21 protein-coding genes are annotated in these 21,278 nt (G+C 71.5%); 11 read left to right on the top strand and 10 right to left on the bottom strand.

Annotation, left to right across the window (positions count from 1 at the left end; genetic code table 11):
• Window positions 1–113: 113 nt before the first annotated feature.
• Both ssd and MF672_RS12315 read right to left on the bottom strand, forming a co-directional pair.
• Window positions 114–1,157, bottom strand: a complete 1,044-nt coding sequence (gene ssd / locus MF672_RS12320; protein ID WP_242374189.1) for a septum site-determining protein Ssd — start codon at window positions 1,155–1,157, stop codon at window positions 114–116.
• A 1,124-nt stretch (window positions 1,158–2,281) separates the two neighbouring features.
• On the bottom strand, window positions 2,282–3,061 hold the full coding sequence (locus MF672_RS12315) for a Fic family protein (RefSeq protein WP_242374190.1): 780 nt from the start codon (window positions 3,059–3,061) through the stop codon (window positions 2,282–2,284).
• Window positions 3,062–4,075: 1,014 nt separating this feature from the next.
• On the opposite strand from MF672_RS12315, the gene acs reads away from it, so the two are divergent.
• From acs to MF672_RS12290, 5 genes are all read left to right on the top strand, one after another.
• A complete protein-coding gene (gene acs / locus MF672_RS12310; RefSeq protein WP_242374191.1) occupies window positions 4,076–6,049 on the top strand; it encodes an acetate--CoA ligase in 1,974 nt (657 codons plus the stop codon).
• A 121-nt stretch (window positions 6,050–6,170) separates the two neighbouring features.
• Window positions 6,171–7,352 carry a Na+/H+ antiporter NhaA gene (gene nhaA, locus MF672_RS12305; RefSeq protein ID WP_242374192.1) on the top strand — a complete coding sequence of 394 codons (1,182 nt, stop codon included), beginning with the start codon at window positions 6,171–6,173 and terminating at the stop codon, window positions 7,350–7,352.
• Between the two features lie 31 nt (window positions 7,353–7,383).
• Entirely contained in the window at window positions 7,384–7,848 is a 465-nt protein-coding gene (locus MF672_RS12300) for a phage holin family protein (protein ID WP_242374193.1), read from the top strand.
• Window positions 7,835–8,758, top strand: coding sequence for an alpha/beta fold hydrolase (locus MF672_RS12295; RefSeq protein ID WP_242374194.1), 924 nt, complete (start codon window positions 7,835–7,837; stop codon window positions 8,756–8,758). The genes MF672_RS12300 and MF672_RS12295 overlap by 14 nt, the downstream gene beginning before the upstream one ends.
• A gap of 33 nt (window positions 8,759–8,791) precedes the next feature.
• The gene (locus tag MF672_RS12290; protein WP_242374195.1) at window positions 8,792–9,235 is read left to right on the top strand and encodes a DUF309 domain-containing protein; all 444 of its coding nucleotides are present in this window, start codon (window positions 8,792–8,794) and stop codon (window positions 9,233–9,235) included.
• A gap of 7 nt (window positions 9,236–9,242) precedes the next feature.
• On the opposite strand, the gene MF672_RS12285 is transcribed toward MF672_RS12290, so the two are convergent.
• Window positions 9,243–10,433, bottom strand: coding sequence for a MarP family serine protease (locus MF672_RS12285; protein WP_242374196.1), 1,191 nt, complete (start codon window positions 10,431–10,433; stop codon window positions 9,243–9,245).
• An 82-nt stretch (window positions 10,434–10,515) separates the two neighbouring features.
• Between MF672_RS12285 and MF672_RS12280 the strand changes: the two genes are divergently transcribed.
• Window positions 10,516–11,028, top strand: a complete 513-nt coding sequence (locus tag MF672_RS12280) for a HEAT repeat domain-containing protein (RefSeq protein ID WP_242374197.1) — start codon at window positions 10,516–10,518, stop codon at window positions 11,026–11,028.
• Here the strand turns inward: MF672_RS12280 and MF672_RS12275 are convergent.
• Together MF672_RS12275 and nth are read right to left on the bottom strand one after the other, a co-directional pair.
• Window positions 11,025–11,666, bottom strand: coding sequence for an NUDIX hydrolase (locus MF672_RS12275; RefSeq protein ID WP_242374198.1), 642 nt, complete (start codon window positions 11,664–11,666; stop codon window positions 11,025–11,027). The two genes, MF672_RS12280 and MF672_RS12275, sit on opposite strands and share 4 nt — an antisense overlap.
• 36 nt (window positions 11,667–11,702) lie before the next feature.
• Window positions 11,703–12,425 carry an endonuclease III gene (nth, locus tag MF672_RS12270; RefSeq protein ID WP_242374199.1) on the bottom strand — a complete coding sequence of 241 codons (723 nt, stop codon included), beginning with the start codon at window positions 12,423–12,425 and terminating at the stop codon, window positions 11,703–11,705.
• 106 nt (window positions 12,426–12,531) lie between these two features.
• Between nth and MF672_RS12265 the strand changes: the two genes are divergently transcribed.
• Both MF672_RS12265 and MF672_RS12260 read left to right on the top strand, forming a co-directional pair.
• Window positions 12,532–12,957, top strand: coding sequence for a hypothetical protein (locus tag MF672_RS12265; protein ID WP_242374200.1), 426 nt, complete (start codon window positions 12,532–12,534; stop codon window positions 12,955–12,957).
• Window positions 12,958–13,107: 150 nt separating this feature from the next.
• On the top strand, window positions 13,108–13,788 hold the full coding sequence (locus tag MF672_RS12260) for a Crp/Fnr family transcriptional regulator (protein ID WP_242374201.1): 681 nt from the start codon (window positions 13,108–13,110) through the stop codon (window positions 13,786–13,788).
• Here MF672_RS12260 and MF672_RS12255 read toward each other — a convergent pair.
• From MF672_RS12255 to sp36, 4 genes are read right to left on the bottom strand one after another with little or no spacing between them, the layout of a single operon-like run.
• On the bottom strand, window positions 13,770–14,561 hold the full coding sequence (locus MF672_RS12255; RefSeq protein ID WP_242374202.1) for an MBL fold metallo-hydrolase: 792 nt from the start codon (window positions 14,559–14,561) through the stop codon (window positions 13,770–13,772). The genes MF672_RS12260 and MF672_RS12255 overlap by 19 nt on opposite strands.
• Entirely contained in the window at window positions 14,558–15,361 is an 804-nt protein-coding gene (locus MF672_RS12250) for an NUDIX hydrolase (protein WP_242374203.1), read from the bottom strand. Before MF672_RS12250 ends, MF672_RS12255 begins: the two co-directional genes overlap by 4 nt.
• Before the next feature lie 47 nt (window positions 15,362–15,408).
• Window positions 15,409–15,867, bottom strand: coding sequence for a RidA family protein (locus MF672_RS12245; protein WP_242374204.1), 459 nt, complete (start codon window positions 15,865–15,867; stop codon window positions 15,409–15,411).
• The gene (gene sp36, locus MF672_RS12240) at window positions 15,864–16,019 is read right to left on the bottom strand and encodes a Sp36 family protein (protein ID WP_242374205.1); all 156 of its coding nucleotides are present in this window, start codon (window positions 16,017–16,019) and stop codon (window positions 15,864–15,866) included. Before sp36 ends, MF672_RS12245 begins: the two co-directional genes overlap by 4 nt.
• Window positions 16,020–16,096: 77 nt before the next feature.
• On the opposite strand from sp36, the gene bagA reads away from it, so the two are divergent.
• Together bagA and bagB are read left to right on the top strand one after the other, a co-directional pair.
• The gene (gene bagA, locus MF672_RS12235; RefSeq protein WP_242374206.1) at window positions 16,097–17,098 is read left to right on the top strand and encodes an ATPase BagA; all 1,002 of its coding nucleotides are present in this window, start codon (window positions 16,097–16,099) and stop codon (window positions 17,096–17,098) included.
• Window positions 17,095–18,222 carry an ATPase BagB gene (gene bagB / locus MF672_RS12230; RefSeq protein ID WP_242374207.1) on the top strand — a complete coding sequence of 376 codons (1,128 nt, stop codon included), beginning with the start codon at window positions 17,095–17,097 and terminating at the stop codon, window positions 18,220–18,222. Before bagA ends, bagB begins: the two co-directional genes overlap by 4 nt.
• A gap of 79 nt (window positions 18,223–18,301) precedes the next feature.
• Here bagB and MF672_RS12225 read toward each other — a convergent pair whose 3' ends face one another.
• The gene (locus MF672_RS12225) at window positions 18,302–18,598 is read right to left on the bottom strand and encodes a WhiB family transcriptional regulator (RefSeq protein WP_020542548.1); all 297 of its coding nucleotides are present in this window, start codon (window positions 18,596–18,598) and stop codon (window positions 18,302–18,304) included.
• A gap of 287 nt (window positions 18,599–18,885) precedes the next feature.
• Here MF672_RS12225 and MF672_RS12220 point away from each other — a divergent pair, with 287 nt between their 5' ends.
• Window positions 18,886–21,117: a transglycosylase domain-containing protein gene (locus MF672_RS12220; protein WP_308210481.1), complete on the top strand. Its 2,232-nt coding sequence runs from the start codon at window positions 18,886–18,888 to the stop codon at window positions 21,115–21,117.
• Window positions 21,118–21,278 lie beyond the last annotated feature (161 nt).

The following is a 21,278-nucleotide window of genomic DNA, read 5'->3' as shown; positions in this document are numbered from 1 at the left end:
GGGTGAGGGAGATAGGGGTTGGGGGTTGGGGCTTGGGATGGAGGCAGGGGTTGGGCGGGTGGGGGATGTGGTTGGGCTGAGGTTGTAGGAGGGCTGCGTTGGCGGGGGTTGGGTCAGGTTGGGAGGAGGTCGTGGAGTAGGGCGGTGCAGAGGGTGCCGAGGGCGGTGCGGGGGCCCAGTTTGGGGAGTTCGCCGCGGTTGAGGGTGGCGGTGAGGCGGGGCTGGTCGGGGAGGATGCCGGCGTACGGGATGCCCAGGGACGTGGTGGCGGTGTCGGTGTCGACGATGCCGGGGCGGAGGATCGTGCGGAGGTCCGTCGTGTGTTTGCAGGCCTGGTCGAGCACTTGGGCCGCGGAGAGGATGCCGCGGACGTCGGCCGCCGCCACCAGCAGGGTGGTTTTCGCTCTGGACAGCGCTTCGAGGGCGGCCGGGTCGAAGTGACGCGGAAGGTCCACCACCACCAGATCGAAGCCTCGTTGACCGGCGTCGAGGACGGAGCGCATGGCTTGAGCGGGGATCGGAGCCCCGTCGCCCCTGTGGAAGGACAGGATCGCGAGGTCGCCGAACGCGGGCAGGGCCTTCTGGAGCGCGCTGCTGCTGATGCGGCCCTCTCTGGCCACCAGGTCACCCCAGCGGGCGCCCGAGGCCTCCTCGTGGCCCAGCAACGCGTCTATGCCGCCACCCAGCGGGTCGGCGTCCACGAGAAGGGTGCGGAGGTGGGCGCTGCCGGAGGCGTGCAGGGCGAGGCAGGCGGACAGGACACTTGCGCCCACCCCGCCTCGGCCGCCCAGCACGCAGAGGACGGGGCCTGAGCGGGGCTCGGGCTCCATGGCGTCGGCGAAGCGGTCGACGAGGTGGCGTTCGTCGTTCGGGAGGGTGATGACGGCCTGGGCGCCCGCTGTGACGCATTTGCGCCAGGTGTCGTGGTCGTCTGGGGTGCGGGTGACCAGCAGGACCTGGTCGCGGGGTGGGGGTGCGGTCGCGGCCACCGCGTCCGCCTGGTCGGCGCCTATCGCTACGAGAGGAGCGAGGTTCCAGTACGGGCGGGCGTGGGCGGGGAGGTGGGCCACGTCGAGTTGGGCGCCTGCGGCGGCGGCTATGCGGACCAGGTCGTCGAGGAGGGCGTGGTCGTCGGTGATGACCAGAGGGCGGTGCATCGGGCCTCCCGGGGTGGGTCGGGTGGAGCGGTGGGAGGTCCAGGGTGAGGGGGAGGGTGGGTGCGGCGAGGGGGCGAACGGGGTTCTGGGGATGGGTGGCTCGGAGTGCGGGGAGCCTGTGGATAACCCGGGAGACATGCGGGAGGAGGATGCGCAAGGCATTGAAGAGGGCGCGGGTCCAGGGCAGGGCCGCGCCAGGAGGGGTGCGCGTCCAGGGCGGGGCCGCGCCAGGAGGGGTGCGCGTCCAGGGCAGGGCCGCGCCAGGGAATGATGCGGGTCCAGGGCCGGGATGCACCACGGAGGGAGCGCCGGGACTCAGGGCCGGGACGCACAGCGGAGGGGTGCGGGTTCATGGCCGGCCGTACAGCGGAGGAGGCGCCAGGGCTGAGGGCCTGGGCGTGCGGCGGAGGAAGTGCGGGCGCGGGAATGCAGGCGCGCGGCGGAGGGGTGCGCGGTGATGCTGGGGCGGAAAAAGGGGCGACCCCCGCCGGGGGGGAGAGCGGGGGTCGCCTGATCGGTCCGGCTCCGGGGGGGTAGAGCCGGTCCCGTTTCAGAAGAAAGCTTTCATCACTTCACCGGAGCCTGGCAAGGGACTTGCAAAGCTATCCCGAGCAACGGCGCTCCAGTTTCGGGCGATACCACCGTATGCTGCCCGATCCGAACGAGTTTCGTCGAGCAGCAATCTCGCATTTTCGCCAAGTTTTTTCGCGGACTGATAACGATCACATAAAGGCGATCACAGAGAGTGATCATCACGAATTGGTAACCGGACCTGGATCGAGTGCCCGCGCGGGCGGGCAGCGGGGATGGCGGGTGCGGGTAAAGGTCTTGGTCCGAGGGGTTCCCATCAGGACGGATCCGACGTAGAAAGGGGTCACGGACCACTTGTCCGGGTGCATCGGCCGGGTACCCACGCGCGACCAGCCGCGGGAGGCGCGTCGTGACGGGCTTGACCCGCTCCGACGAATAGAGGTGCACGCTTGGTAACCCGGCGTGATGCACCGGCAGACGGCGTCTCAGGACTGAGACGCCGTCAGCTATGTCGGTGACCCTGCCCCACCAGGCGTTATGCGGCCGAGGCCGGTTCCCTTGCGCTGCCGGTGACCGCTCCTCGCGTGGGCGGGTCAGCCCCTCTGCATCGCCTCACAGATCGCGGTCGTCTCACGGACGCCGAGGCTTACCGCGGAGGCACATTGCTGTACCCACTGGGCGACGCCCTCCGGAGTGCCGCTCAGGTACGCGCGCAGTCCCTCCGCGTACGGCAGCTCGTGATGCCCCACCTCGACGGCCACCAGCGACTTCGGGTCCAGCCCGTACTCGACCAGGGTCAGCCGCTCGGCCGAACGCGCCACCACGCCGTCCACGACGCCGAACGGCCGCAACACCGCCAGCTCGGCGTGCACCACGGCCGCCAGCACGACCGCCGGCGCCTTCGTGGGACGTTCGAGGAGGTCCATGAGGCCGTCCATGCGGGCGGCCGTCTCCTTGGCGTCCGGGGCCGGGCCGAGGCCGAGCGGGTCCGGGGCCTCGTCCTCGGCTCTCGGCCTGCCCAGAGCGGCCTCCGGGGCGAGGCCGGCGGCGGCGACCGTGTGCAGGCGGGCGAGCACCTGCCTGGGGGCGCGGCGCCAGGTCGGGCCGAGCCGGCCCATCTCCGCGGACGCGCGCAGGGCGCCCTGGACCAGAGGGTCGTGGACCTCGTCGCGGCGGAGGGCGTCCAGGGGGACGTCCACGCCCTCGATGGCGGCCGAGGCGCGGGCGCCACGCAGGGACGACTCGGTGGAGACCGCCGGGCTCGCGCGGCGCAGGACGCGGTGGCGGTAGAGCCGGTCGACGGATTGACGGGCCTGGTCCACGGCCTCCTGTACGCCGGGGAAGGTCGTGATGATGGCCAGAGGGTCGCTCACGAGGACTGACCCTACCGGCCGGTATGGTCCACCGGCCGCAGGGCGCCTGACTTGCAGAGTGTCGGCCGATCGGGGCGTTGGAGGTCGGAGGCCGGGAGGGTCTTCTGTGAGGTCGGGCTGTGGCTGCGGGGGTCAGGGTTGAGGGCTTGGGCGGCTGGTGGGGTGTCGGCTTGGGGTGGTGGCCAGCGGCGAGGGTCGTCGGTGGGCGTGGCTCAGGGGAGGGCGGAGGCGCTGGGCGATGCCTGGAGCGAGGCTGGGGCGGGACGCGACAGGACGGGACAGGACGGAACCGGGCCAGGGCGAAAGGGATGGCGACAGGCAGGTGAGCGGCAGTAGGTCGGCGTGCGGAAGTCGAACCCGGCGGCGTGCTGGGCTGGGGTCGCGAGATGCGTGGAAGCGGGGCACGCGGGGACGTGACGTGCGGGCTGCGGAGAGGCGAAGCGCGAGGGTGAGGGGCGCAGGTCAGCGAAGGCCGCAGGAAGGCGGGGCGAGGGCTGCAAGGCAGCGGCGGTCGGTGCGGGGCGAGGGACCACTGAGGGCTGAGGTCGGAGCGAGGCTGGGTCGGAGAGGCTGAGGCCGAAGGGAAGCCAGGGGTCGGACAGAGGCTGGGGGTCGGACAGAGGCCGAGGCCGAAGGGGAGCCAGGGGCCGGGGAAGAGGCCGGGGCGGGGAGGAACGAGGGGAAACGGAGCGAGGGGTCAAGTGGAGTCAGGGCTGGAAGGGGAACGGGGCGTACAGCGAGGAAAAGGGGTTAGGGGTCGGGGCGCGGGGAGGGAAAGGGCCGGAGGTTTCCGGCCGCCGTTCCGCCCCGCCCGATAAAGCCGCCATGACCAACTCGCATATTCTCCGGATTTCAGGATGACAACATTTCAATTGCGAAGGTAAGCCTCTCTGATAACCCCGTCCCCACCTCACCGCTCCCAGGTACAGACCTGTCTAGACCTCTTGTGTGCGGAGGCCGTGAGCTGGTGAAGTGGGACACGACCAACCAATCTGGCCATAGAAGGAGCACGAGGTGGCCCCGGAGACCCCTGGCAACGAGACCCAGGCGCTGTCCAACCTGCTGCAGGAGAACCGCCGGTTCGCACCTCCGGCTGACCTGGCGGCGGCCGCGAACGTGACCGCCGCCGCATATGACGAGGCCGCCGCTGACCGTCTCGCCTTCTGGGAGCGCGCGGCCGAGCGGTTGACCTGGGCCAGGCGGTGGGACACCACCCTGGAGTGGAACGCCCCCTTCGCCAAGTGGTTCGTCGGCGGCGAGCTCAACGTGGCCTACAACTGCGTGGACCGGCACGTCGAGGAGGGCCGCGGCGACAAGGTCGCCTACTACTGGGAGGGCGAGCCGGACGACGACACCCGCGTCCTCACCTACAACGACCTCAAGACCGAGGTCAGCAAGGCCGCGAACGCCCTGGAGGAGCTGGGCGTGGCCAAGGGCGACCGGGTCGCGATCTACATGCCGATGATCCCCGAGCTGCCGATCGCGATGCTGGCCTGCGCCCGCATCGGGGCGATCCACAGCGTGGTGTTCGGCGGCTTCTCCGCCAGCGCGCTGAAGAGCCGCATCGACGACGCCGACGCCAAGCTGGTGATCACGGCCGACGGCGGCTACCGTCGCGGCAAGCCGAGCGCGCTGAAGCCGACCGTGGACGAGGCCGTCGCCGAGTGCCCGCAGGTCGAGAACGTCCTCGTGGTGCGCCGCACCGGCCAGGACGTCGCGTTCGGCGAGAAGGACCTGTGGTGGCACGACGTCGTCGGCCGCCAGAGCGACCGGCACACGCCGCAGCCGCACGGCGCCGAGGACCCGCTGTACATCCTGTACACCAGCGGCACCACGGGCAAGCCGAAGGGCATCCTGCACACGACCGGCGGCTACCTGACGCAGACGGCCTGGACGCACCACGCGGTCTTCGACCTCAAGCCGGAGACCGACATCTACTGGTGCACGGCGGACATCGGCTGGGTGACCGGCCACTCCTACATCGTCTACGGCCCGCTGGCCAACGGCGCCACCAGCGTCATCTACGAGGGCACCCCCGACACCCCGCACCGCGGCCGGTTCTGGGAGGTCGTGCAGAAGTACAAGGTGACGATCCTGTACACGGCCCCGACGGCGATCCGGACGTTCATGAAGTGGGGCGACGACATCCCCGCCAAGTACGACATGTCCAGCCTGCGCGTCCTGGGCTCGGTCGGCGAGCCGATCAACCCCGAGGCGTACGTCTGGTACCGCGAGCACATCGGCCAGAACCGCTGCCCGGTCGTCGACACGTGGTGGCAGACCGAGACCGGCGCCGTCATGATCAGCCCGCTGCCCGGCGTGACCGCCGCCAAGCCGGGCGCCGCGATGCGCCCGCTGCCCGGCATCACCGCCGACGTGGTGGACGACCAGGGCACCAGCGTCCCGGACGGCGGCGGCGGCTTCCTGGTGGTCCGCGACCCGTGGCCGTCGATGCTGCGCACGATCTGGGGCGACGACCAGCGCTACATCGACACCTACTGGAGCCGTTTCCCCGGCATGTACTTCCCGGGCGACGGCGCCAAGAAGGACGAGGACGGCGACCTGTGGCTGCTCGGCCGCGTGGACGACGTCATGCTGGTCTCCGGCCACAACATCTCGACCACGGAGGTGGAGAGCGCGCTGGTCAGCCACCCGAAGGTGGCCGAGGCGGCGGTCGTGGGCGCGACGGACCCGGTGACCGGCCAGGCCATCGTGTCGTTCGTGATCCTGCGCGGCAGCGCCGAGGAGGACGCGGACATCGCCACCGAGCTGCGCAACCACGTGGCCAAGACGCTCGGCCCGATCGCCAAGCCCCGCCAGATCCTGGTCGTGCCCGAGCTGCCGAAGACCCGCTCCGGCAAGATCATGCGACGGCTCCTCCGCGACGTGGCGGAGAACCGCAGCATCGGCGACGTCACGACGCTGGCCGACAGCACGGTGATGAACCTGATCTCGGAGAAGCTCCCGTCGGCGAAGTCCGAGGACTGATCCGGCCAGAAAGGGGGCGCATGCCGCGAAAGGTGGTGTGCGCCCCTTTTGTGTACAGTCGTACGCAGGTGTGCCGGGAAGTCGGGTCGGCGTAGCATCCGCCGATCCCGGAAGAGCCCTCATGCCCGTCACCGCCCGCTACGCCCGTACCGTCGCCGAAGCCCTCCGCACCGAGACCATCGGCGGCGTCATCATGCTCGCCGCCACCCTGGGGGCCCTGATCTGGGCCAACGTCTCCCTCGACGGCTACGAGGCGATCCGCGGGGTCCGGCTCGGCCCGCTCGCCCTCTACGAATGGGCGCAGCACGGCCTGCTGACGGTCTTCTTCTTCGTGGCGGGGCTGGAGGTCAAGGAGGAGTTCGTCCACGGCGAGCTGGCCCACCTGCGCAAGGCCGCGCTGCCCGTCATCGCCGCGCTGTCCGGCATGGTCGTCCCCGCGCTCGTCTTCCTGGCGGTCAGCGCGGGCGCGGAGGGCGCCGCGCGCGGCTGGGCGATCCCGACGGCCACGGACATCGCCTTCGCCCTCGCCGTCCTCGCGGTCACGGCCGGCGCGATGCCGGCGGCCCTGCGGGCGTTCCTGCTGACCTGCGCGGTCGTGGACGACCTCGGCGCGATCACCGTCATCGCCGTCTTCTACAGCCACGACCTGAACGTCCCCGCGCTCCTGCTCGGCGCGGCGCTCATCGCCGCGTACGGCCTGCTCCAGCGCCGCCACGTCACGAACCCCTGGCTGCTGGCGCCGCTCGCGGTGGCCGCCTGGTGGGCCGTCGAGGCGAGCGGCGTGCACGCCACGGTGGCCGGGGTGGCGCTCGGCCTGCTGACCAGGGTCACCGCCCGCGACGACGAGCCCCGCTCCCCCGCCGAGGCCGCCGACCACTACCTGCGCCCGGTCTCGGCGGGTCTCGCGGTGCCGGTGTTCGCGTTCCTTTCCGCGGGGGTGAAGCTGGACGGGTCCAGCCTCGGCGCTATCTTCTCCGATCGGGTAGTTCTGGGAGTGATAGCGGGACTGATCCTTGGGAAGTTCCTCGGCGTGTTCGGCGGCGCGTGGCTGTCGGTGCGGCTCGGCCTGGCGAAGCTGTCGGACGAGCTCCACTGGCGGGACATGGCTGCCGTGTCGTTGCTGGCCGGGATCGGGTTCACGGTGTCACTGCTGATCGGCGACCTGGCGTACGGCGACGACCGGCAGCGCGCCGAGGCCGTCACCACGGGGATCCTCGCGGCCAGCCTGGTCGCGTCGGTCCTCGCGGCGGGGCTGCTGCACATTCGGGTACGCAACCGTCGCAATGCGCTGGATGATGATTGACACGGCCACCGGGCCTCGATAGGAGACGTTCATGCCGCAGACTCCCGAGGAAGAATCCCTGGGCTCCCTGGTCGCCCAGGCGAGCAGTCAGATCTCGACGTTGGTCCGCTCGGAGATCGAGCTGGCCAAGGCCGAGTTCAGGTTCGACGCCAAGCGGGTGGGCATGGCCGGCGGCCTGTTCGCCGCCGCCGCCTTCATGGCGCACCTGTGCCTGATCCTCGCCTCGTTCACGATCGCCTACGTGCTGGCCCAGTGGCTGCCGACGTGGGCGGCCTTCCTCATCGTGACCGTGTTCTACCTGCTGGTCGCGGGTCTGCTGGTGTTCGTCGGGATCCGGCGGCTGAAGGGCCTGGCCGGGATGAAGCGCACGGCCCGGTCGATCAAGGGCCTGAAGGAGATCGCCACCCCCGAGGAGGAGGCGACGCTCCCGGCCGTCAGCCCCGACGGTCAGGCGGCGAGCCGCGAGCGCGAGCCGGTGACCCGTGACGCGCCCTGACGAGTCGGTCATCGAGATCCAGGGCCCCTGGACGCACCGGGCGGTGCACGCCGGCGGCACCCGCTTCCACGTCGTGGAGGCGGGCGAGGGCCCGCTGGTGCTGCTGCTGCACGGTTTCCCGCAGTTCTGGTGGACCTGGCGGCACCAGCTCGTCTCGCTGCCCGCGGCGGGCTACCGGGCGGTCGCGGCCGACCTTCGCGGCTACGGCGGCAGCGACAAGCCGCCGCGCGGCTACGACCTGCCCACGCTGGCCGCCGACGCGGCGGGGCTGATCCGGGCGCTCGGCGAGACCGGGGCGATCGTCGTCGGCCACGACTGGGGCGGGCTGCTGGCCTGGACGATGGCCGTGCTCGACCCCAAGTGCGTGCGCCGGCTGGTGGCCGTGTCCGCCCCGCACCCGCTGCGGCTCAGGAACGCGCTGCTCACCGACCCGCTGGGCCAGCTCAAGGCCAGCAGGCAGGCGCTCGGCTTCCAGGTGCCGCTGCTGCCCGAGCACCGGCTGACCCGCAAGGACGGCGCCCTCGTGGGCCGCTACCTGGAGGAGTGGGCCAGACCCGGCTGGCCGGAGGCCGGCGACGCGCGGGTCTACCGCGAGGCGTTCCGCATCCCGACGGTGGCGCACTGCGCGCTGGAGTACCACCGCTGGTTCGGCCGCTCCCAGCTCCGGCCCGACGGGCGGCGCTTCGCCCGCGCCATGCGCACCGAGATCGAGGCCCCGACGCTGCACCTGCACGGGGCGCTCGACCCGCGCGCGCTGCCGCGCACCGCCCAGGGATCGAGCCGGTACGTCGCCGCCCCCTACCGGTGGCGGCTGTTCGAGGGCGCCGGCCACTTCCCGCACGAGGAGATCCCCGACGCGTTCGACACCGAGCTGCTCGGCTGGCTGGCCGACGACGAGCCCGACCGGTGAGCGGGCCCCCCACCTGACGAGAGAGCCTGAGAGATGAGAGACCGCGACCCCGAGGGCCGGCCCCGCAACGCCCGGCCGCGCGACGCGTACGGCAGGCCGCTCCCCTACGGCTCGCCCGGCATGCCGCGGGTCCCCGACGACTACGCGCCCACCACCGAGCAGGCCCTCGCCGACGCGCGGCGGTTCCTGGCCGAGGGGCTGCCGTTCAACGCCCACGAGGTGTTCGAGGGCCGCTGGAAGTGCGCCCCCGAGGACGAGCGCGAACTGTGGCAGGGCCTGGCGCAGATCTGCGTCGGGCTCACGCACCTGCAGCGCGGCAACGGCCGCGGCGCGGTGACGCTGTTCGCGCGGGGCGCGGCGCGCGCCCAGGCGTACGGCGGCGCGTACGACGCGGTGGGCAAGGCCGCCTCCGGCCTGGGCCAGGACAGCGACGCCGACGAGTCGATCGCCCTGATCCTGGACCGGCTGCCGCGCTAGCGGGCGGTCAGTCGCACTCCTGGGTGCTGGCCGGCGAGGTGTCGGTGCGGCCGAGGGCGGCGTCGGGGGCGACCTCCTCGGCCGTCAGGACGTAGCCGGTCTCCTTCTCGTTGACGGCGGCGGCGAAGATCACGCCGTACACGCGGCCGTCGGCGGTCAGCAGCGGGCCGCCGGAGTTGCCCGGCAGGACGATGCCGCGGATCTGGTACACCTTGCGGGTCACCGTGGTGTCGCGGTAGATGTCGGGGCCCTCGGCGTCGAGCTTGCCGCCGATCCTGGCCGGCTCGGCGGTGAAGCCCTTGCCCTTGGGGAAGCCGGCGATGATCGCGTTGTCGCCGCGGCTGCCCTCGCCGTCGAAGGTGAGCTGGGGCAGGTCGAGGCCGGGCACGTAGAGGATGGCGATGTCGCGGCGCGGGTTGTAGCGCACGACCACGGCCTCGTGCCGGACGTTGTCGTGGTCGATGACCTCCAGGTCGCGGGTGACGCCCGCGACGACGTGCGCGTTGGTCATGATCCGGCCGGGGGCGTAGACGAAGCCGGTGCCCTCGATGTGCTTGTTGCAGCTCTGGGCGTCGCCCTGCACCTTGACGATGGCGCGGCGGGCGCGGCCGAGCCGGTTTCCCTGCAGCACGCTCTGGTCGGGCGGCGGCACGTCGAAGAGCTGCCCCGCGCCGATGTCGTCGAAGACCGGCGGGAACTCCGAGCGGTCGATGAACTTCTTGAACGGCGCCTGCCAGTTGCGGGCCGCCTGCGGGATCGCGTCGTCGACGGTGGTGAGCAGCGCGGAGTTCTTGACCTGGTCGACCAGCGGCGAGAAGGACGTCGAGACGATCAGCGAGCCGATCAGCCAGGCGATGACCAGCACCGACAGCGCGCTCGCGAACGTGCCGCCGACCGCGTCGGCCACCTTCGCCGGCTCCCAGGTGACGTGGCTGCGCACGACGGCGCCGAGGGTGGAGGAGGCGAACTGCCCGATCGTGGCGGACAGGAACACGATCACGATGGCCAGCAGCGCCTGCGGCGTGTCGCCGTCGACCACGGCCCGCGAGACCGGCGGCGCGATGAAGACCCCGAGCACGGCTCCGCCCACGAACCCCACGAAGCTCATCGCCCCGATGATGAACCCCTGACGGTACCCCGAGACGCCGAAGGCGATCACGAGGCCGATCAGAATGAGGTCAAGCAGATCACCGCGCACGCTTCAAAGGTAGCCAGGGATACGGTCAAGCGTGCACGTCTTCGGCCAGGACCGCGTCACCCTCCTGGCTACCTTGGGCGCTATGCCGCCGGTCGAGGGAACAGTTCGCGATCTCATCCAGGCAGCCCTGCTCGACGACGACCCGGACGGCCCGCTGCGCTGGCACGTGATCTCCGTGCTGCGGCAGCGCGGCGACCTGGAGTCGTTCATCGAGGCGCGGCGCCTGTGCGCCGCGGACACCGTGGCCGAGCGCCTGCTCGGGGTGGACATCATGGGCATGCTGCGGCCGTTCGCCGACCGCACGCTGCCGGTGCTGCGCTACCTCGCGGCCAGCGAGCACGACGCCATGGTGCTCTACTCGGTGCTGATCGCCTTCGGGCACCTGGCCGACCCGCGCTCGCTGCCGTCCGTGATCGACCTGGCCGCGCACCGGGACGCCCGGGTCAGGTACGGCGCCGCGTACGCGCTGCAGCACGTGCTCGGCGACCCGCCGGACCCGTCCGGGCTGGCCGCGCTGCGCGTGCTGGCCGCCGACACCGACGCCGACGTGGCCGGCTGGGCCTCGCTCGGGGTCGCCCTGTGGTCGGGGCGTTAGCGGGGGCGGCCGTCGAGGTCGGGGGGCAGCTCCGCGGTGCGCGAGGTGTCCCAGGGCCGCTCGAGCCCGCCCGCGCGCAGCACGGAGTCGAGGATCATGGCGGTGAACCCCCACACGAGCATGCCGCGCACCTGGAACGCCGGCCCCTTCATGCCGCTCGGGTGCCGCAGCATGACCCGGTTGGCCGGGTCGACCAGCTCGCCGATCGGCACCCGTTCGACCGACTCGACCTCGTCGGGCGAGGCCGCGTGCACCGCGGACGGCTCCCGCCACCAGGCGACCACGGGCGTGACCCGGTTGTCGCTGTAGGTCAGGTACAGCTCGGGCAGCGTGCACAGCACGTGCACGCCGCGCGGGTCGGCCCCGGTCTCCTCCTCGGCCTCGCGCAGCGCCGCCTCGATCGGGCCGCCGTCCTCGGGGTCGACGCCGCCGCCGGGGAACGCGGGCTGCCCGGCGTGCCTGCGTCCGCGCGTGCTGCGCTGGATGAGCAGCACGTCGGGGCCGAGCGGTCCCTCGCCGAAGAGCATGAGCACCGCGGCGGGCCGTCCCCTCCCGTCCGGGGGCAGCATGGTCTGGGGGACGGGGAGCTGCTGGGCCTGCTCCGCCAGGCGGATCAGCCAGTCGGGGACTTGGGTCACTCCTCCTCCAACGCGCCGGCGCCTCACCCGCTTCCCTCAGGAGAAGGGCCCGGACCTGACGAGCTTGCGGGCCTCGGCCTCGGACGTCGGCCCGGCGCCGAACGACGGGCACAGCGCGGCCAGCGGGCAGACGCCGCAGGCCGGACGCCGGGCGTGGCAGATGCGGCGGCCGTGCCAGATGACCCGGTGCGAGAAGATCGTCCACTCGCGGCGCGGCAGCAGCTCGCCGACGACCTGCTCGATCTTGACCGGGTCGGTCTCCTCGGTCCAGCCGAAGCGGCGCACGAGGCGCTGGAAGTGGGTGTCGACGGTGAGCCCGGGGACGTCGAAGGCGTTGCCGAGCACCACGTTCGCGGTCTTGCGGCCCACGCCGGGCAGCGTGACGAGGTCCTTCAGCCGGCCGGGCACCTCGCCGCCGTAACGCTCGCAGACGGCCTGGGCCATGCCGATGATGCTGTTGGTCTTGGCCCGGAAGAAGCCGGTCGAGCGGATGATCTCCTCCATCTCGGTGCGGTCCGCGGCGGCGTAGTCCTCGACCGTCGGATATTTCGCGAACAGCACCGGAGTGACCATGTTGACCCGCTTGTCCGTGCACTGCGCGGACAGGATGGTGGCGACCAGCAGCTCCAGGGGGTTGCGGAAGTCGAGCTCGCAGTGCGCGTCCGGGTACGTCTCCGCCAGGATCCGGTTCATCCTGCGTGCCCGCCGCACGAGTGCGAGCTGCGTCTCCGGCTTGCGCCCCGCCGCTGTCGTCGCCATGACCGCAAGGGTAGAAGGTTCCGCCCGTGCTTGAACCCCGGACGGGTCCGGTCCCGTACAAGCTGGCGACACGGGAGGGGTGGCCATGGGCGGTCAGGGTGCGACGGTGGCGGAGTTCGTCCGGGCCTCGGGGCCGCTGCGCGGGCAGGCGCTGCACCGGCTGGCGCTGGCCTGCGCCGCGACGATGGCGAGGCTGCACGAGCGCGGCATGGCCGGGCTGCGGCTCAGCCAGGACAGCGTGGCGCTCGGCGCGCACGGCCAGGTCTTCATCGGCTGGCTGCCCTCGGCGGCCGGGTACGAGGGCGCGGTGGCCGACGACGTGCGGGCCTGGGCCGACCTGGTGGTCTTCGCCGCGACCGGCGTCCGCGACGGCGACCCGGCGGCCCTGCCGCCCACGCTGCGCGTCGCGGTCGCCCAGTGCCGCCGCCCCGATCACCGGTCCCGCCCGCGCGCCGCCGACGTGCTGCGCGTCCTGCTGGGCCAGTCCGTCGCGACCGCGATGGCCTCCGTGGACGACCTGCTCGCCTGCTGAACCCGGGCCTCCGGTAACTTTCCCTCTGGACTCGACCCGGACTCGACGCAGACTCGACACACCCGGACGAGCCAGAACACTCCGGCATTCCCATAACCTGTGTGTGCCGCCTGGAGTGGGGTGAGTCACAATGGCAGCAGAGGAGGCAGAGTGAACACCGACGATGTGCTGGGCAAGGCCCCCCTGTTCGCCGCGCTCGACCGCGAGAGCGCCGCGGCGCTGCGGACGAGCATCACCGAGGTCCAGCTCTCCAAGGGGCAGACGCTCTTCCACGAGAACGAGACGGGCGACCGCCTCTACGTCGTGCTCGAAGGCAAGATCAAGCTGTCCCGCACGTCCCCGGACGGCCGGGAGAACCTGCTGAGCGTGCTCGGGCCGAGCGAGATGTTCGGCGAGCTGTCGCTGTTCGACCCGCGGCCGCGCACGGCCACGGCGACGGCGCTGACCGAGGTGCGCCTCGCCGGTCTCGGCCACGACGACCTGCGCCCCTGGCTCACCGGCCGGCCCGAGGTGGCGCTGCACCTGCTGCGCGCGCTCGCGCAGCGCCTGCGGCGCACCAACGACGTGCTGGCCGACCTGGTCTTCACCGACGTGCCCGGCCGCGTCGCCAAGCAGCTCCTCGACCTCGCCGAGCGGTTCGGCGCCAAGACCGACGACGGCCTGCGGGTCCACCACGACCTCACCCAGGAGGAGCTGGCGCAGCTCGTCGGCGCCTCCCGCGAGACGGTCAACAAGGCGCTGGCCGACTTCGCCCAGCGCGGCTGGCTGCGCATCGAGGCCAAGGCCGTGGTGATCCTCGACATGGACCGGCTCTACAACCGTTCCAGGTAGTCGAGCTGGGCGCGCACCGACATCTCGGCGGCGGCCCAGAGCGAGCGGTCCACGTCGGCGTAGACGACGCGGACGATCTCGCGCGGCGTGCGCGCGCCCTGCGCCCGCGCCGCCCTGATCTGGTCCAGCCGCTCGCGCCGGTGCACGAGGTAGCCGTCGAGCGCCGCGATCGGGTCGGGCAGCACCGGGCCGTGGCCCGGCAGCAGCACCCGCGCCTCCAGGCTCTCCGCGGCCGAGCGGAGCCGGTCAAGGCTCCGCAGGTAGTCGGCGAGGCCGCCGTCGCGGGCGATGATCGTGGTGCCGCGGCCGAGCACGGTGTCGCCGGTGAGCATCGCGCCGTCGCGCGGCAGCCAGAAGCAGAGCGAGTCGAACGAGTGGCCCGGCGTGCCGTACACGTGCAGCTCCAGGCCGTCCACGGTGAGCACGTCGCCGTCGGCCAGCCCCTCCTCGCCGAGCCGGTGGCGCGGGTCGAGGGCGCGGACGGGGGCGTCCACCATCGCGGCGAAGCTCCTGGCGCCGCCGCTGTGGTCGAAGTGGCCGTGGGTGAGCAGGATCGTGGTGACGTGCCGGCCGTCGAGCCGGTCGCGCACCCGGCCGAGGTGTGCGGGGTCGTCCGGGCCCGGGTCGACCACGATCACCTCCTCGCCGGCGCCGATCACCCACGTGTTGGTGCCGTCGAGCGTCATGATGCCGGGGTTGGGGGCCAGGACGTTGACGGCGTGCTCGGTGCGGGAGCCGTCGGGGGTGTCGATGGGGATGTGCAGCCCGCTCACGTGGTCACCAGCCGCATCTCGCCCTCGATCTCCACGGCCTTCGGCAGGATGGTCACGATGTCGCGCGGCGCGGCGAGCACGTCCGCCACGCTCGCGTACTCCGCCAGCTCGCTCAGCGTGCGGTAGGTCGGCGGCATGAGGAAGATCTCGCCGCGGTGCGCCCGCTCGACCGCCTCGCCGGGCCGCGTCCAGGCGACCTGGTCGGCCTCCCCGCCGACGTCGCGGGTGCGCTGGCCCTCGGGCAGCACGGCGACGAAGAAGCGGGTGTCGAAGCGGCGCTGCTCGATCTCCGGGGTGATCCAGTGGGCCCAGGGCTTCAGCAGGTCGGAGCGGAGCACCAGCCCGCGCCGGGCGAGGAAGTCGGCGAAGGCGAGGTCGCGGTCGATGAGGGCCAGCCGGTCGGCCTCCCAGTCGTCGCCGGTGGTGTCCGCGACCACGGAGCCGGGGTCGGGGCCGGCCAGCAGCACCCCGGACTCCTCGAACGTCTCGCGCACGGCCGCGCACACCAGCCCGCGGGCGAGCTGCTCGTCGGCGCGGAACACCGCGCCCCACTCGGCGGGCGACGGCCCGGCCCACGCCACGGCGTGGTCGGTGTCGCGGACGTCGACCGAGCCGCCGGGGAAGACGTACGCGCCGGCCGCGAAGGCCATGGTGGCCTTGCGCCGCAGGAGGTACACCTCGGGGCCGTCCCGCAGGATCACCACCGTGGCGGCGTCCCGCGGGGGCACCGGGGCGATCTTCCCGGCGATGAGGTCCCTGGCTCGCTCGGCGAGCTCGGCTGGAAGCGGAAATCCGGTCACATGACCTCCTCCTAGAACGTCACTCGGTCATGGTGACATATCCCGCTTCAGCCGACTTCGGCGATCAGCTCCACCTCGACCGGCGCGTCCAGCGGCAGCGCGGCCACGCCCACCGCGCTCCGCGCGTGCCTGCCCGCCTCGCCCAGCACCTCGCCCAGCAGCTCGCTCGCGCCGTTGCCGACCTTCGGCTGGTCGGTGAAGGACGGGTCGCTGGCCACGAAGACGACGACCTTGACGATGCGCACGACCTTCGACAGGTCGCCGACCTCCGCCTTCAGCGCCGCCAGGGCGTTGAGCGCGCAGATGCGGGACATCTCGTAGCCCTGCTCCAGGCTCACCCCGGCGCCCAGCTTGCCACCAGCCGCCAGCTTGCCCTCCACCATGGGCACCTGGCCGGAGGTGTAGACCAGGTTGCCGGTGCGCACGGCCGGCACGTACGCCGCCACCGGCGGCACCACCTCGGGCAGCGTCAGCCCCAGCTCGGCCAGCCGCTCCTCGGGGGTCACTGCTTCTCCCTCTTGAAGTAGGCGACGAGCTGCTCGGGGGAGGCGCCCTGGACGATCTGGACCAGCTCCCACCCGTCGGAGCCGAAGTTGTCCAGGATCATCTTGGTGTTGTGGATGAGCAGGGGGGCGGTGAGGTACTCCCATTTCTTCATGAGGGCCAGAGTAGTGTGAGCAATCTCAAAGGGTGGTCACCGGCTTTCGACAAGTGACCGTTCGGTAGCCTCGAATCGTGGACTTTCCGCACACGGATCGGGCGGACGTGCGGCTGCACGTCGTCACCGGGAAGGGCGGCACGGGCAAGACGACCGTCGCCGCCGCCCTCGCCCTCGCCCTGGCCTCGGGCGGCAAGAAGGTGCTGCTCGTCGAGGTCGAGGGCAGGCAGGGCATCGCGCAGGTCTTCGACCTGCCGCCGCTGCCGTACGAGGAGCGCCGCATCGCCGTGGCGCCCGGCGGCGGCGACGTGTACGCGCTGGCGATCGACCCCGAGGACGCCATGCTCGAATATCTGGAGATGTTCTACGGCATGCGCCGGGCCGGCCGCGCCCTGAGCAAGATGGGCATCGTCGACTTCGCCACCACCATCGCCCCCGGCTTCCGCGACGTGCTGGTCACCGGCAAGACCACCGAGGCCGTGCGGAGGCGCAACAGGAACGGCCGCCGGGTCTACGACACGGTCGTGCTGGACGCGCCGCCGACCGGCCGCATCACGCGCTTCCTCAACGTCACGCAGGAGGTCGCCGGGCTGGCCAGGGTCGGCCCGATCAAGAACCACTCCGAGCTGGTCAGCAGCGTCGTGAAGAGCCCCGAGACGGCCGTGCACTTCGTGACCCTGCTGGAGGAGATGCCGGTCCAGGAGACCCTCGACGGCGTGGCGGAGCTGCGCTCGGCGGGGCTCCCGGCCGGCGGCATCTTCGTCAACATGGTGCGGGAGTCCCAGCTTCCGCGGGCCGCTCTCGACGCGGCGGTCAAGGGCCGCTTCGACGTCGGCGAGCTGGTGCTCGGGCTCAAGGCCGCCGGGGTCGCCGACGGCGCCGAGGCGAACGCGCTGGCCGAGGCGCTCGCCGAGGAGGTCGTCGAGCACGCCCACCGCACCGAGCTGGAGCGCGCCGAGCGCGCGTCGCTGGCCGAGGCCGGGCTGCCGAGCTTCGAGCTGCCGCTCCTCGCCGACGGCGTCGACCTGGCCGGCCTGTACGAGCTGGCCGAGAGCATCCGCACCCAGGGAGCAGCGTGAAAGAGCCCGCCCGGCTGGACATCGACGCGATCCTCGACGACCGCGGCACCAGGATCATCGTCTGCTGCGGCGCGGGCGGCGTGGGCAAGACCACGACCGCCGCGGCGCTCGGCCTGCGGGCCGCCGAACGCGGCCGGTGCGCGGTCGTGCTGACGGTGGACCCCGCGCGGCGGCTCGCGCAGTCGATGGGCCTCACCGAGCTCGACAACACCCCGCGGCTGGTGCAGGAGGAGGCCGGCGGGGGCCAGCTCTTCGCCATGATGCTCGACATGAAGCGCACGTTCGACGAGATCATCGAGGCGCACGCCGACCCCGAGCGGGCCCGGCAGATCCTGTCGAACCCCTTCTACCAGTCGTTGTCCTCCAGCTTCTCGGGCACGCAGGAGTACATGGCGATGGAGAAGCTGGGCCAGCTCCGCCGCTCCGACGAGTGGGACCTCATCGTGGTCGACACGCCGCCGTCGCGCTCGGCGCTGGACTTCCTGGACGCGCCCGAGCGGCTCGGACGCTTCCTGGACGGCCGGTTCATCCGGCTGCTGACGGCGCCGGCCAAGGCCGGGGGCCGCAGCGCGTTCAAGCTGCTGAACGCCGGGTTCGGGCTGATGGCCGGCGCGCTCACCAAGCTGCTCGGCGCGCAGGTCATCAAGGACCTGCAGACGTTCGTCTCCGCGCTGGACGCCGTCTTCGGGGGCTTTCGGCAGCGGGCCGAGATGACGTACCGGCTGCTCCAGGCCCCCGGCACCGCTTTCGTGGTGGTGGCCGCGCCGGAGCGCGACGCGATGCGCGAGGCCTCGTACTTCGTCGAGCGGCTGGCCGAGGAACGCATGCCCCTGGCCGGCCTGGTGGTCAACCGGGTGCACACGTCCCCCGCCGCCGCGCTCTCGGCGGCGCGGAGCACCGCCGCGGCCGAGGACCTGGAATCCAGGGGCGAGCACGAGCTGACCGCCGCCGTGCTGCGGCTGCACGCCGGTCGGATGCAGCTCGCCGCTCGCGAAGGCCGCGAACGGGAGCACTTCGTCTCGGCACATCCCACGGTGCCGGTGGCGAAGGTCCGCGCCATGTCCGAGGACGTCCACGATCTGGCCGGTCTGCGGCAGATCGGGGAGCTGCTGGCGAGCGCGTAGCGGGGTCTTGCCCCGCGTGATTCATGGAAGTACGGCCGGCGGACGGCGCCGGCCGTACTCACGCGCTCGCCGGGCCAGATCAGCCCGCGATCAGCTCATTCGTACGCTCGTACTCTTCTTTCGCCGACTCGAGCAGCTCTCGCCACGAGTCAACGTCGGGACGCCTGCGCAACAGCGCGCGTCGTTCCCTCTCGGTCATGCCGCCCCACACCCCGAACTCGATGCGGTTGTCCAGCGCATCGGCGAGGCACTCAGTACGGACCGGGCAACCCCGGCAGATGAGCTTCGCCCTGTTCTGCGCGGCGCCCTGCACGAACAGGGCATCCGGATCCGCACCTTTACAGGCGGCACGGGAGGTCCAATCCGTGATCCACATTTTTCGACCCCACTCCCCTTAGGTGGTCAGTCGTCATTTGGGGCCGACGGGCGCGGGCGCCGAGCCTCCGTATTCAGTTGCCGCAGGGAGAACGTACGCAACGACACGTTCGGGCCGACAGACCCCAGAGGACCAATTTCTCGCGGCCATCTTGACCGGGAATGACTAGTCACCCGGGCTCGTCAAGGCGAAATGTGGCGCGGCTACCGATTCGGTCAGCCTTTAGACGTACCCTTGGTACCGTGCATGCGCAGCGCAAAGATCGCTCCAACCCCGTTCTGGCCGTCGTGCGACTGATCATCGCGGCGACCGCGGCCGGGGTGCTGGCGGCCGCCGTGGCCCTGCCCGCGGTCGGCGGAGCCGGGATGTCGACCAAGAGCGCGCTGGAGGGGCTCGACCTTCAGCCCCAAGAGCTCGACGAGCCCCCTCTTCCCGAACGCACCAAGATCATGGACGCCAACGGCAAGCAGATCGCGCAGTTCTACTACGAGAACCGCCAGTCGGTGACCCTCGACAAGGTCGCGCCCATCATGCGGGAGGCGCTGATCGCGATCGAGGACTTCCGTTTCTACCAGCACGGGCCGATCGACGTGGAGGGAACGGCCAGAGCGCTGGTCAAGAATCTCACCAGCGGCGGCGTGACCCAGGGCGGCTCCTCGATCACCCAGCAGTACGTCAAGCAGGTGCTGCTCAACAAGGCCGAGACGGACGAGGAGCGGGCGGCGGCCATCGAGACCACGGTCTCCCGCAAGCTGTCCGAGCTGCGCTACGCGATGGCGATCGAGCGGAAGTACTCCAAGGACCAAATCCTGGAGAAATACCTCAACATCGCCTATTTCGGCGCCGGCGCGCACGGCATCCAGGCCGCGGCCCGGCGCTTCTTCGACAAGCCCGCCTCCGAGCTGGACCTCGCCGAGGCCGCCACGCTGGCCGGCGCCGTCCAGAACCCGGCGCGCACCGACCCCAACGTCAGCGCCGAGTCGCGGGAGCGGCTGCTGCAGCGGCGCAACACCGTGCTCGACCGGATGGTCGAGATCGGCAAGATCACGCCGCAGCAGGCCGCGGACGCCAAGGCGAAGAAGCTCGGCTACAAGGACGTCGAGTTCCCCGGCGGCTGCGAAGAGAGCAAATACCCGTACTTCTGCCTGTACGTCCAGTACGAGATCCTCAACAACGAGGAGTTCGGCAAGAACCCCGAGGAGCGCAAGAAGCTGCTCCAGCGCGGCGGCCTGACGATCAAGACCACGATCGACCCCAAGATGCAGGCCGCCTCCGAGAAGGCGATCAAGAAGTACGTGTCCACCAAGGACAAGCCCGTGGCCGCGCAGGCCATGGTCGTTCCCGGCACCGGCGAGATCAAGGCGATGGCCGCCTCCCGAAAGTTCGGCGGGAGCAAGAAGAAGAACGAGATGAGCTACAACATCGTGGCCGACGCCGCGCACGGCGGCGGCCGCGGGTTCCAGCAGGGCTCGACGGCCAAGGTGTACACGCTGGCCACCGCCCTGGAGGAGGGCCTGAAGTACGGCGACGGCTTCCCCGCCCCCGCCGGCTACGAGGCCGACGGCTACAGCACGTTCAAGAACTGCAAGGGCGAGAACGTCGGCGACCCCTCCCACACCGTCATGAACTCCAGCGAGGGCGGCGGCGGCTTCAAGACCCTGGAGACCGGCACCTGGGGCTCGGTCAACACGTTCTTCCTGCGGCTCGAACAGCAGGTCGGGCTCTGCGACGTGGTCAAGATGGCCAAGAAGCTCGGCGTCAAGCGGGCCGACGGCGACAAGCTGTCGGAGGTCGAGACGTTCACGCTCGGCGTCAACGAGGTCGACCCGGTGACGATCGCCAGCTCGTACGCGGTGTTCGCCTCGCGCGGCCAGTACTGCAAGCCGCTCGCCATCACCGAGATCAAGGACCGCGACGGCAAGGCCAAGCAGTACAAGCCGAAGTGCTCGCAGGTGCTGGAGGAGGAGGTCGCCGACGCGGTCAGCGGCATCCTGTCCGGCGTGTTCACCAAGGGCACGATGACCGAGGTGGGCGGCATCGGGCGGGACGCGGCCGGCAAGACCGGCACGACCGACAACTACATGTCCGCCTGGTTCGCCGGCTACACCCCGAACCTGGCCTCCGCGGTCTCCCTCGGCGACCCGCGCGGCGCCGCCAACCACGAGCTGATCGGCATCACCATCGGCGGGCGCTACTACTCGTACGTGTACGGCGCGTCGATCTCCGGGCGCATCTGGAAGGACTCCATGCTGAGCGCGCTCAAGGGGGTCGAGCCGGTCGAGTTCACGCCGGTGGACCGGTCGCGGTTCGGCGGCTGCACCGAGCACTGCGCGCCGAAGCCCAAGAAGAAGAAGCCGGAGGAGGGGCGGCACGGGGACGGGAACCCGTTCGACATCTTCAACCCGCCCGACAACGGCGACCAGGGGCAGGGCGGCAACGGGCGCGGCGACGGCGGGACCGGACGCGGGCGCGGCGGCGACGCCGGGCCGATCATCGTGCCGGGCTTCGGCGGCAACTGAGCCGCCGGGCGGGCGCGGCGCCGCGCGCTGGGATTGGCCTCCTGCCGTCGCCGGGAGCCGCCGGGCGCCGCGCTGGGCCTCCTGCCGTCGCCAGGAAGCCCAGAAACGCGCTCAGCCCCCCGGTGCCTCGGGAAAGCCCCTAGGAACCCCAGGGCCCTTCC

The organism is Actinomadura luzonensis (assembly GCF_022664455.2).
Taxonomy (GTDB): Bacteria; Actinomycetota; Actinomycetes; order Streptosporangiales; family Streptosporangiaceae; genus Nonomuraea; species Nonomuraea luzonensis.
Note: the sequence above shows the minus strand (reverse complement) of the source record. Positions and strands in the feature narration are given on the sequence as shown.